General features: G+C 49.2%; 11 protein-coding genes and 1 riboswitch. Of the genes, 8 read left to right on the forward strand and 3 right to left on the reverse strand.

What is annotated here, in order from left to right:
- Window positions 1-18 precede the first annotated feature (18 nt).
- Window positions 19-588 (reverse strand): TetR/AcrR family transcriptional regulator, encoded by a 570-nt coding sequence (locus NST38_RS07435; protein ID WP_076251567.1) that lies wholly within the window; start codon window positions 586-588, stop codon window positions 19-21.
- Window positions 589-744: 156 nt separating this feature from the next.
- On the opposite strand from NST38_RS07435, the gene NST38_RS07440 reads away from it, so the two are divergent.
- Window positions 745-2,271 (forward strand): NAD(P)/FAD-dependent oxidoreductase, encoded by a 1,527-nt coding sequence (locus tag NST38_RS07440; RefSeq protein WP_076251569.1) that lies wholly within the window; start codon window positions 745-747, stop codon window positions 2,269-2,271.
- A gap of 172 nt (window positions 2,272-2,443) precedes the next feature.
- Here the strand turns inward: NST38_RS07440 and NST38_RS07445 are convergent, their stop codons facing one another.
- A complete protein-coding gene (locus NST38_RS07445; RefSeq protein ID WP_036610742.1) occupies window positions 2,444-3,247 on the reverse strand; it encodes a Cof-type HAD-IIB family hydrolase in 804 nt (267 codons plus the stop codon).
- A gap of 287 nt (window positions 3,248-3,534) precedes the next feature.
- Window positions 3,535-4,539, reverse strand: a complete 1,005-nt coding sequence (locus NST38_RS07450) for a lipoate--protein ligase (protein WP_036610740.1) — start codon at window positions 4,537-4,539, stop codon at window positions 3,535-3,537.
- A gap of 189 nt (window positions 4,540-4,728) precedes the next feature.
- Here NST38_RS07450 and cobD point away from each other — a divergent pair, with 189 nt between their 5' ends.
- The 7 genes from cobD (at window position 4,729) to NST38_RS07485 (ending at window position 11,967) form a co-directional block, all read left to right on the forward strand.
- The gene (gene cobD / locus NST38_RS07455) at window positions 4,729-5,880 is read left to right on the forward strand and encodes a threonine-phosphate decarboxylase CobD (protein WP_076251572.1); all 1,152 of its coding nucleotides are present in this window, start codon (window positions 4,729-4,731) and stop codon (window positions 5,878-5,880) included.
- The gene (locus NST38_RS07460; protein ID WP_076251574.1) at window positions 5,877-6,707 is read left to right on the forward strand and encodes an adenosylcobinamide amidohydrolase; all 831 of its coding nucleotides are present in this window, start codon (window positions 5,877-5,879) and stop codon (window positions 6,705-6,707) included. The genes cobD and NST38_RS07460 overlap by 4 nt, the downstream gene beginning before the upstream one ends.
- A 44-nt stretch (window positions 6,708-6,751) precedes the next feature.
- Window positions 6,752-7,732 carry an adenosylcobinamide-phosphate synthase CbiB gene (gene cbiB, locus NST38_RS07465; RefSeq protein WP_076251747.1) on the forward strand — a complete coding sequence of 327 codons (981 nt, stop codon included), beginning with the start codon at window positions 6,752-6,754 and terminating at the stop codon, window positions 7,730-7,732.
- Window positions 7,723-8,409: a histidine phosphatase family protein gene (locus NST38_RS07470; protein ID WP_083684496.1), complete on the forward strand. Its 687-nt coding sequence runs from the start codon at window positions 7,723-7,725 to the stop codon at window positions 8,407-8,409. The genes cbiB and NST38_RS07470 overlap by 10 nt, the downstream gene beginning before the upstream one ends.
- Window positions 8,410-8,555: 146 nt before the next feature.
- Window positions 8,556-8,704, forward strand: a riboswitch (cobalamin riboswitch).
- Between the two features lie 412 nt (window positions 8,705-9,116).
- The gene (locus NST38_RS07475) at window positions 9,117-10,115 is read left to right on the forward strand and encodes an ABC transporter substrate-binding protein (RefSeq protein ID WP_047842049.1); all 999 of its coding nucleotides are present in this window, start codon (window positions 9,117-9,119) and stop codon (window positions 10,113-10,115) included.
- Window positions 10,112-11,158 (forward strand): FecCD family ABC transporter permease, encoded by a 1,047-nt coding sequence (locus tag NST38_RS07480; protein ID WP_076251575.1) that lies wholly within the window; start codon window positions 10,112-10,114, stop codon window positions 11,156-11,158. Before NST38_RS07475 ends, NST38_RS07480 begins: the two co-directional genes overlap by 4 nt.
- A complete protein-coding gene (locus NST38_RS07485; RefSeq protein ID WP_076251577.1) occupies window positions 11,155-11,967 on the forward strand; it encodes an ABC transporter ATP-binding protein in 813 nt (270 codons plus the stop codon). Before NST38_RS07480 ends, NST38_RS07485 begins: the two co-directional genes overlap by 4 nt.
- Window positions 11,968-11,992: the final 25 nt, after the last annotated feature.

The following is an 11,992-nucleotide window of genomic DNA, read 5'->3' on the forward strand; positions in this document are numbered from 1 at the left end:
TTTAGGTTGAGCTGTTTGTTATTTCAACATGATATTCTCGTTAACCAGTAGGTAGTAATATTCATCCATCTGTTCTGCCGTGACATTTTCTTCGAAATGTTGTATCCACCACATCACAAGTAAACGAATCACCCCCGAGTGAAACTCGGCAACAAGTTCTATGGGAAGTGAAAATTGTTTACCTCTTCTCTTCAATTCCAGAAAATCCCGTCTGAATATCTCTCCGATATAATGTATGAAAAAGTTGTTAAACCCCTCATCCTTCTGTTGGGTCTGCACAATTGTCTCCAGTACATTTCCAAACAGAATTTTAGATATGCTTTGCAAAGGCTGCTGTAACCGGTCTTCTACATTCATGTGTAAATAATCCCGAAGGACCCAAGTTAGGGTGGAGGACAGTAGAGCAAATTTATCCTTGAAATGTTTGTAAAACGTTGTTCGGTGAACCATAGCTTTGTCACATATCTCATTAATTGTGATGTTGCTGAATAGCTGGCCTTTCTCACATAACAGATCGAGTAGCGCCATCGTTAACAATTTATGAGTTCGGGTAACTCTCAAATCCACCTTTTTATCAATCATTTTCATCTACATCAGTTCCTTATTGTAGTTTAGCTATATAGTATCAACACATTGATTCTTACATGATACGAGATTTCAAGTGTATATTGGTATTATAAGTAATTTTTTGATAGGGCTACAAGTGTAGATAAAATATGATGGATTAGAGAGGATGAAGTGGCGATGTCCGACATGAAAAAAGCTGTGGTAATCGGGGCAGGTATTGCAGGGTTAATCACTGCAAGGATGTTATCTGATTATTATGATGAGGTATGTATCATTGAGCGAGATGAATTGCCTTCTGAGCCGACGAATCGGCAGGGTGTGCCTCAATCCTTTCATCCACATCGTGTATTACCGCGCGGCGGACTCATTCTGGAACACTACTTTCCCGGATACAATGACGAATTGGTCGCGCTTGGTGCCATTCCTTCACATGAAGAGAAGTTTATGATTGCCAATCGCTACGGTACATTAGTTAATATGGCGAATGCTGCTTCCTCATTCAAAATTGCATCGAGCAGCAGAGCCCTGCTGGAATGGGTACTGCGTCAGCGAGTCCAGAACATAGATCATATAAGTTTCTTAACGAGTACGGAAGTTACCGGGTTAATGGCATCAGAAGATCAGCGTTTGATTACAGGCGTGTATACCAAAGAAAGAGGCCGGGATAACCGGGAAGCAATGCTTGTAGCAGATATGGTTATTGATGCCGCGGGACGTTCTTCCAAATTGATCAGATGGCTTGAACAGATAGGGTTGTCCGTGCCTGAGCCGGAAGTGCTGAAGGTGTCGCTTGGTTACAGCACCCGCTATTATAAGATACCATCCTCTATTCAAAATGATTGGGGAACGGTGATAACAGAGTCCGATCCTGTGCAAGGAACTCGTGCAGGCATGTTGTGGCGCATTGAAAATGATATCGCTGGACTATTACTGTTCAACGCAGGAGGAGATGAATATCCTCCAACCCATCCGGATGAGTTCCAAGAGCAAATCAAACATCTGTTTGCTTCGGATGAAATCGTAGCTTTGGCAGACCAGTTGGAGCCGTTTCAAGGACCGCGGGGATACCGTATTTCCGAGTCTGTCCGTCAACATTTTGAACTGATGGAGAATTGGCCCTCCGGATTACTTGTCCTTGGCGATGCATTTTGCAGCTTCGATCCGATCCATGGTCAAGGCATGACGGTCGCTGCAATTGAAGCCGAGACCATAGCGAAATGTTTGGATGAGCAGCGAATGCATCCTGAGCCGCAGTTTGAGCGCCAAGTGTTGCTTCGTATGCAGCAGGCCATTGAACCGGCCTGGTGGCTTAGTTCTGTGGCCGATCTGCGTTGGAAAGGGGTCGAACATGTTGGGCCTTCCCGAATGAAAGGGGTTGCGTTTGCTCAGAAGTATATAAACTTGTTTACTAAGCAGGCGATGAAAAAGGCGAGTCAGGAAAATAATAAAGATCTCTTTTTTACCCAGTTCCTGATGAATGCTCTAATCCTTCCTCCAAGTGAATACTTTAAAGGTGAAATCCTGAACATGATCCTGAACGACAATGGTTCCAAAGAAGAAATGGAGTTAAGAGCAGAGCTTGGTGTCCAAGATCCGGAGTTATTCCAGCAAAGAATAGATGAGATCATTCCGTCATTTCAACTGGAATTTGATGGGCAAATAAAAAAACTGCTTGAGTCTTTCCAGCATGCCATGAGTAAGTAAAACAATAAATCGTGGTGCGTGAAAGTTACCGCATTGTTGCTCTCAAAACATAAAAAATAACAGAAAAATATACCAAATATAATCGCTAAATAGGATAATGAACATATTTTAAAAATCAAAAAAACAGCCCTGCACGGCGAAATTCGCCGACTGGGCTGTTCGTTGATCTTATTTACTCTGCGTTCAGCACAAACTTCTCGATAACTTCTTTCACGCCGTCTTCGTTATTACTCGCCGTAATGTAATCTGCCAGCTCTTTCAGCGCAGGAATGGCATTTCCCATCGCTACACCAAGACCAGCAACTTCGAGCATCTCATGGTCGTTCCAGGAGTCGCCGATGGCAATACACTCGCTGAGCTGGTGACCGAAATGGTCAGCCAGGAAGGTCAGGGCGTGACCTTTAGTTCCTTCATTGTGCATGATCTCCAGGAAGTAAGGTTTGGACTTTGTGATATGGACTTGAGGTCCGAGCAATTCACGCAAGTCAACGGCAACCTTATCCAAGTAGTCTGGCTCATCGATAATAAGCAACTTTGGTGTTTTTTGTTCGATGACTTTGATGAAATCAGATTCGATGTAATATTGGGTGCCGTTTAATTTGGCATAATCACGCAGCTTGTCGTTTTCCTCACGGGCATATAACTTATCGTCAATGTATGTTTGAAGGTGGAGATTGTTCTCCAGGCAGTAATCATACAATTTGCGGGAAGCTTCCTGTGGAACGTAACGCTCATAGAGGACTTTTTCGTCCAGCAGGTTTTTCACCAATGCGCCTTGATACGTAATGATCGGCACGTTAAGTCCTGTTTGACGAGCCAGTGCTTGTGCGGAAGCATAAGCACGTCCAGTCGCCAGCGTTACAGTTACACCATGGGCAACTGCTTGTTCCAGTGCAGTCTGTGTAGCAGGGGTTACTTCCTTGTTGTCGTTGATCAGTGTGTCATCAATATCGATTGCAATCAATTTGTAGCTCATCTGTGTTTCTCTCCTTTTTTATCTGTATCTATTTGTATCTATACCCGACTTAATCTATATCAGTTCAACTAAACGTTTTACACGATAACGGAGAGGACAGAAAAAACCTGAAGAAGCGGAGCGTTCGCCTGAAAGCTTTCTTAAAGAAAGCTACATCGGAAGCATAAGCTATCCCCGGATTTTCCCTTTGAAGAAGGGAATCAAAAAATCTGGGGATAACAGCGATCGGAAGGTTATTCTGTCATCGGAGTGGCAGGTGTAAACATTCTTGGGTTGAACTTATATACCTACTCTTCCAAAAAAACAAGGCCGATAAAGTCTTCCAGCTCAAGGTTGCCGAAGTAATGTTTTACATCCAGACCTTCCAGAGCTGTACGCACCTCGGTTTCCTCATACCTCTTGCCGCGCAGCATATTTTCGATATCCGCCACATCGCCTACACCGAAGAAGTCGCCAAAGATTTTGATATCTTCGATGCGTCCATCCTTGATGTTCATGCGCAGATCGATGATGCCAACAGGGAATTTGCGTGTGTGCTTCACATTGCTTTCCGGAGACAAGCCATAGTTCCAGTCCCAGTTGTTATAACGCTCAGCGGAGATTTCCTTAATTTTGTCCCAGTCCTTGTCAGTCAGCTTGTATTGCGGGACGTCCTGTGGCTCCATTCTGAAAATGTGACGTAACAGCTCATCGCGGAACTGCTCAATCGTCAGGTTGGTGTCAATCAGATCCCGTATGTTGGCGACCCGGCTGCGCACGGATTTGGTGCTCTTAGATTTGAATTTTTCGGGATTGACGTTCAGGGAAGCCTGAACATGCTCCAGATTCAGATCAAACATCAATGTGCCATGACTGAACATGCGCCCACGTGTGGAAAACTGGGCGTTGCCCGAAATTTTCTTTTCGCCGACTTGCAGATCATTACGCCCGGTCAACTCGGCATTTACACCAAGCTCGTGCAAAGCTTCAACCACAGGTTGGGTGAACTTGCGGAAATTGTGGAAGGATTGACCGTCATCCGCTGTAATAAAGCTGAAATTCAGGTTGCCCAGATCGTGATATACCGCTCCGCCTCCAGAAAGACGACGAACCACCTGCACACCGTTATCCTGAACGTACTCGATATTAATTTCTTCAATCGTATTTTGATGTTTTCCGATGATGATCGACGGACGGTTGATGTAGAACAGCAGATAGCTGTCATCCTCCATCGGCAGATGTTTCAGAATGTACTCCTCAATCGCAAGGTTTACAGAAGGATCTGTAATGCCCTGGTTGTCTACAAACAGCATGGTCATTCCTCCATTAATGTATGTGAGGGATTGCTAGTCCCTTATGTAGTGAACCTTGTATATCAAAAGGAACCGAAATTCCTCTTCTATTGTAAACGAATTATGGTTGGGACACAAAGAAAACAGGATTGACCCACACCTCCCGTGCCATCCATAATAAAAAGGACATACAGAAAGGATGACGGAAGAATGACCGGTTATATCGAAGTGTTCGGACATGGCGGGGACGTGGAGACGGCTGCGTCACGATTTGGGAGGGAAGCCGCTGATTTTCTGGATTTCAGTGCCAACATTAATCCACTCGGTCCACCCAGAGGGGTGCTGGAGGCTATACAGCAAGGATTGCAGTCGGTGATTCGGTATCCCGATCCGGCGCATCGGGAATTCAAAGCACTACTGAGCGAGCGTCTTGGTGTGATGCAGGAGCAGATTTCCGTGGGCAACGGCGCAGCCGAAAGCATGGCGCTCATTCTGCTGGGGCTTGCCCCGCGCAAGGTGGGTACCGTGGAACCGGGATTCTCGGAGTACCGGGCGTTGGCACGACAATTCGGTGCCGAGGTGGTGCATACGGAGGGAAGAGAAGAACTGGCGTGGCGAGCGGAACCCGAGGACATCGAGCAGCTCATGGAAAAGGTAGACCTGCTCTTCCTCGGCCAGCCCAACAATCCAAACGGTGTACAATATCCGCTTGAGGTATTACAGAGGCTTGCCCGCAAAGCGGAAGAAACGGGAACCGTACTTGTCATTGACGAGGCCTTTATGGATTTTATTCCGGTAGACCGGCGTCAGTCCCTGGCAGCACAACTGAATGACTATCCGAATGTGATCATCATTCGCTCGATGACAAAGTTTTATGCCATACCGGGCTTGCGTCTCGGATATGCTCTGGGCCGTGCCGAATACATTCAGGCGATGACAAAGAAACAGGTGACCTGGAGTGTCAACGGTCTGGCGCTCATGGCAGGGGAAGCCTGTCTGCGCAGTGGAGAACGGTACGAACAGGAGACCATGTCACAGATCACGCGGGAACGGGGGCGTCTCATCGAAGGGCTGAAGGCGTACGGATGTACGGTGACACCGGGAGAGGCGAATTTTATTTTGGCACGTGTGCCGGCCCCTTGGACAGCGGCATCAATGCAGGAGGCGCTGGGCCGAAGAGGCATTCTGATTCGTAGCTGTGCCATGTATCCGGGGCTTGACAAAGGGCATGTACGTTTCGCGGTCAAGGATGCAGATGCCAATGCTACATTACTGGAAGGGCTGGGCAGCGTGCTGGAAACCAAGGGATATCCGAATGTCGATCAGACGAAAGATGAGGAACAGGGAGGGAAGCGGCAATGACACTCCCGTTTTATAACTACTTTACGAATGGAGAAACAGAAGAGAATGAATATGCTTCCTCTTCCTGGCCGGGACTGAAGATATCCGCACATGAACGACATATCAAAGCTCAGAGCCCAAGGTCTGCCCAAGCGCTGTCGAGTGCGGTATATGGCGGCGGGATGCTTGAACTGGATCGCATATTTAACATCTATGTGGACAGGCATTACCGCTGTGATGATCCGCCGCGTGATATCGAACAAGCGCTGAATGAATGGCATGAGCCACGCGATCAATGTGCCGGATTATTGACGGCCGTAAGGCTGGAGCATAGCTCCATTCAGGAATATACAAGTGAGGAATTTGGCCTTCTGTGCTGCACCACTGCGGGTGTATCAAATGCCGCACGAGCGGGATCGGAGAGAACGGTATTTGATGCGGCGGGAAATAAGACGATGTCTTCCGGCAGGAAGCGCTCTGCTCCTTCAGCACGGAATCTGACGATGCCATCCTATGTCCCGGGTACAATTAACATCATGCTCTGGTTGAATGGACGCATGACCACCGGGGCGATGGTGAATGCAGTACAGACGGCGGTGGAAGCCAAAGCGGCCGCGCTGGCGGATGCGGGTGTTCTGGATTCGGAGAACGGGTTGCCCGCTACCGGCACCACAACCGACGCCATTGTGATTGCGGTAGGTCAGGCAGTGGAGGAACCTCAGCCGATGATCACTTATGCCGGGACAGCGACTACGGCAGGGGCGGCGATTGGCAGATTGGTATACGACACGGTGACAGAGAGCCTTCGGGCCGGACTGTTATGGAAAGAGAGGGTCAGGAACAAATGACTTTTGAGCTGGAGCATCTATGGACCTGGCCGTTCTGGACAGGCATGGCGGGAGCCTGGATTATTATACTAGCGTACCTGTTGGACCGATGTATCGGAGATCCGCGCTGGATTCCCCACCCCGTGATTGGCATGGGAAAAGGCATCTCGGCGTTGGAGCGTGTTATTCGCTCGCGTGTGATCACAGATTCGGGACTGAAGAGAGCCGGGCTGTTGTTCCCGATGGTGATTGCGGGGGGGTCTTTTGCCATCACATGGGGACTCGTATATCTGCTTGGGCTAATCGACCCTGTCATTGCAACAGTAGCTGAAGTGGTGCTCATAGCAACGACCATTGCTTCAAAAGGACTGAAGGATGCAGGCATGGAAGTATATCGTCATCTGAAGCAGCAGGATTGGCCGGCGGCCAGACGTTCACTGGGCATGATTGTTGGACGTGATACGGCGCATCTGGATGAACCCGAGGTTGTGCGGGGAACGGTAGAGACAGTTGCCGAAAATATCGTTGATGCCATTGTATCGCCTTTATTCTATGCGCTCATTGGAGGAGCTCCACTAGCCATGGCTTATCGCGCCGTCAACACGTTGGATTCCATGGTCGGATATAAAAATGACAAGTATCTGCATCTTGGCTGGGCCTCGGCCCGTCTGGATGATGTGGCGAACTGGATACCTGCCCGGCTGACCGCGATTCTGTTAATCGTGGGTGCCTGGGTCATGAAGCTGGACGCCAAAGGAGCAGCACGCATGGTTGCACGGGATGCAAGACTACATCCAAGTCCGAATAGCGGTTTTCCCGAATCAGCGGTGGCTGGAGCACTGGGCATCCGGCTTGGCGGACATAACGTGTATCACGGCGTTGCTTCATTTCGTGCCTACATGGGTGAAGCCACACGGCCGATGGAAGCCGAGGATATTGTGCAAACGTCACGTCTGATGTTCTGGTCGGCAGGGGCTTTTGTGGTACTATGCGTGTTCATAACGCTGGGTGTGTGGCTGGCAGGAGGGACGTTGTTATGGCCGTAAATGAAGAGAATGCAGGCAATGAAGTACATAGGGATCAACCCGGGCCGCTGAAACGAAACATTCTGTGGGTCCGTCATGGGACAACGTTGTGGAATGTGGAAAAAAGATACCTGGGGCATACCGACATCGGTCTGCTGCCAAATGCCAAAGAAGAGCTGGCTCCGCTTCATGAACAATTGAGCGGTGTTTCGTGGAATGAGGTATATTGCAGTGATCTACTTCGCTGCCGACAGACGCTGGAACAGATTCTTCCTGATGCCATCGGACAGGTGAAGTTCGACTCGCGCCTGCGCGAGAATGATTTTGGACAGTGGGAAGGGCTGACGTATGAGCAACTCAAGGATAACCCTGAATACCGAAACTGGATTGATGCGCCGCAGGAGGTCACTCCGCCCGGAGGGGAGTCGTGGCAGGAGTTTACCGGACGGTTAGATTCCTTTCTTCGAGAGATGTTGTTGGAGGGGCGTTCTTCGATGCACGTTGATGAGGGGCGCGAGTCAACCATAGTTGTGGTTACGCATGGTGGTGTCATCCGGTATGCCTTGTCCCGTCTGATTGCCGGGCTTGGGTTCTGGGATACACATGTAGTACCGGGACAGGCGATTCAGGTTCAGCTTGATCAACAGGGGAATCAGTGGTTTGGCAGCAGAGTGACTTTTCCGCCGATCGGGTTGTAAGGATGTACAATATACCCTATAATCACAACAGAAGTGTGACTTCAGCATGGATACAGATACGCTGCAGGTGTGAAGCCTGAACGAGTATGTAGCATGCAGAAATTACACGACAATGGTTTACCATATCAGCGACCAAGGGTCCCGCGTGTGAAGGCTGTTTTCATGGCAAATTAGTATGAGTCATGAACACACAAGGGTGAAATGGGGAAGCCGGTGCAAATCCGGCACGGTCCCGCCACTGTAAAACAGGATGATTCCTGTAAGTCAGGTTACCTGCCCTGGACGTACAAACCGGTGTTCCTTCGAGGAAAGGACAGCGTTTCGGGCTATTCTATGCGCATGGACAACCCTTGGTTGAACATGTACAGATCGCCATATGCGAGACGTCATCCCTGATCCTGGACGTATGGATTGGGGATTTTTTATTGTTCATGTAAGATGAACCGAGACCAATTTTACACGAGGTCACTCCGATTGCAGTACCATCTTCCGATCGCTGTTATCCCCAGATTTTTTGATTCCCTTTTTTGAAAGGGAAAATCCGGTGATAAAGGCGAACACTTCGTTTCTTCAGATTGGTTCTGCACTCTCCGTTAGCGTGTAAATATTGCAGTTCAAACCTTACACAGGAACACCAAGGCATGGGGAGTAAGAGTTTGAGCACGATGCAAGAAAATAGTACAAATAGAGAAGGGGAGAATAACAGAATGAATTTCAAGAATTGGAAAAACGTAGCGTCCCTGCTAAGTGCAGCGGCACTCGCACTGGCTTTGGCCGGATGTGGCAATGCAACAACAAACGAGGGCACAGGTACTTCACAGCAACCGGCACAGGAGCAGTCCCAAGGCCAGGCGCAGACGGACCTCAAAACACAATATCCACTTACCGTTACGGATGCAACGGGTGAATCGTTCACCTTTGAAAAGGCACCGGCCAAAATCGTATCCGTGTCTCCGGCTGAGACGGAATCCCTGTTTGCCCTTGGTTTGGACGACCAGATCGTTGGTGTATCCGACTATGATGATTATCCGGAAGCGGCAACAACCAAAGCTAAAATGGGCGGTATCACCAAGCCCAATGAAGAGTCTATTATTGCAGCTGAAGCCGACATTGTCTTCACAGGTATCTCCATGAGCGAAGATGCAGTGAAGAAACTGCGTGAACTGGGCATTACCATTTTTAAAACGGATCCTAAATCCATTGACGATGTGATGAACAATATCGAAACCTTCGGTAAAATCACCGATCATCAGGAAAAAGCACAAGAAATCATCACACAGATGAAACAGGACGTGACGGATGTAACCGAAGCGGTGAAGGCAGTTAAACCGGAAGAGAAGAAAAAAGTATACGTTGAATTCTCCCCGGGCTGGACTGTGGGTAAAGGCGAATTCATGGATGAACTCATCACTGTAGCTGGTGGTAGCAATATTGCTTCGGACAAAGAGGGTTGGTATGAAATTAATGAAGAGAACGTGATTGCCTCCAACCCGGATGTGATCCTGTATGCCAACGATGTAATTGATGAAAACTCCAAAACACTGGATCAGATCATCAAGGCGCGCAGCGGCTGGGATCAAATTACGGCTGTGAAAAATGACGCGGTTATTGGCCTGGATGCCAACCTGCTGAGCCGTCCGGGTCCACGTGTAACTCAAGGGTTGAAAGAAGTAGCCAAAGCGATCTACCCTGACTTGTTCCAATGAGTAAAAAGCTGATCCTGTTCGGAACGACGGGCATGGTGCTGCTGGTGCTCACCGTGCTCATCTGCACGGGCATTGGTTCAGTAGCGTTGCCGATCCGGGATATTGCAGGCATCCTGATTCACAAAATTCCCTGGGTGGGCGATTGGATTACAGCGGATTGGAATAAGGCAGCCGAACAGATTATCTGGAAAGTCAGATTCCCACGTGTACTGCTTGCCGTGCTCGTGGGCGCATCGTTGGCAATTGCCGGTACGGGATTCCAGGGGGTTCTTCGGAACCCGCTGGCAGACCCGTTCACCCTGGGCGTATCATCCGGTGCTTCGGTGGGTGCAGCCTTTCTGATTTTCTTCGGATTGCAGTATGCACTGATCGGAATCTGGACGTTGCCACTGGTGGCGTTTTTGACGGGTGTAATCACGTTATGGTTTGTTATGGCACTGGCTCGTGAAGGGCGTAAAATACCTACACATAGCCTCATTCTGGCTGGTGTGGTCATGCAAAGTTTCCTGGGCGCAGTTGTTTCCTTCCTGTCGACCATGTCGAAACAGACGATTAATGAAATTATATACTGGACGATGGGAAGTCTGGCTCTGCGTGGGTGGTCGTATACGGCCATCCTTTTCCCGTATTTTCTGTTAGGGCTGGTCTTTCTCTGGAGCCGCGCACGCTCATTGAATGTGCTTGCACTGGGAGAACGTCAAGCGTCACATATCGGGATCGGAGTGGACAGGCTCAAGTTGTCGGTGCTGGCAGTTGGCACATTGTTGACTGCTGGGGCTGTCTCGGTATCGGGTGTCATCGGATTCGTTGGATTGGTGATCCCGCATATGTTGCGGCTGCTGGTGGGACCGGATTACCGACTGTTGGTACCTTTGTCTGCCATTGGTGGAGCGATCTTCATGGTGTGGGCCGATACCATTGCAAGGTCGTTGCTGGCACCAACTGAAATTCCGCTCGGTGTTGTCACCGCCTTTGTTGGTGCGCCGTTCTTTGCTTACCTGCTGAACCGGAACAAAAAGTTGCAGAAGGGGATGATGCCATGAATTCCAGTACCAGTTTCAACTCGACTTCACTTATCTCCATTAAGGGAGCAGGGAAGTCATATGGCAATCATCAGGCACTGCACAATGTAGACTGGCATGTTGGCGAAGGTGACTGGTGGGGAGTTGTCGGACCAAACGGCAGCGGCAAGTCCACCCTGATCCAGCTTATTGCCGGAACGGAACAGTTAAACGAAGGTCAGATCCGTATCGATGGTCGAGATATCGGCTCTTACAGCCGTAAGGACCTGTCACGCATGATCGCTGTATTGCAGCAGGATGGCTTGCCAGCCATCTCCTATCCTGTAAGAGACGTGGTGGAGATGGGGCGATATCCATACCAGAACTGGCTGGGGCGGGAAACGGGTGATGGGGCACTTGTAGTGGACAGGGTGCTTGAAGACCTGGGATTGACAGAACTGGCGGACAGACCGCTGGATGCACTCAGCGGCGGGCAACGTCAGCGGGTCGCACTAGCCAAAGTTATGGCTCAGGAGCCGCGGTTGCTGCTGCTGGACGAGCCGACCACGTTTCTGGATATTAAATATCAATTGCAGTTCATGGAATTGTTATCGGCATGGCGACAGAGAAATAACATTACGATTGTGGCTGTGCTGCATGATCTGAATCTGGCCGCGTTATTTTGCGATCACATTCTGGCGCTGCGTGAGGGCATGGCGGTTGGAAAGGGTACGCCTCATACATTGATCAACGATGAGAATATCCAGGATATATTTCGCGTCAAACCCGCGATTGTCTCTCATCCCGACCATGCCATACCTCAACTGCTGTTGCGGCGGGACATCGATTAAATGAAACGGGGCAACCCATATTTTG

Origin of the sequence: Paenibacillus sp. FSL H8-0104 (genome assembly GCF_038050215.1) — a bacterium.
In the GTDB taxonomy this organism is placed as follows: Bacteria; Bacillota; Bacilli; order Paenibacillales; family Paenibacillaceae; genus Paenibacillus; species Paenibacillus amylolyticus.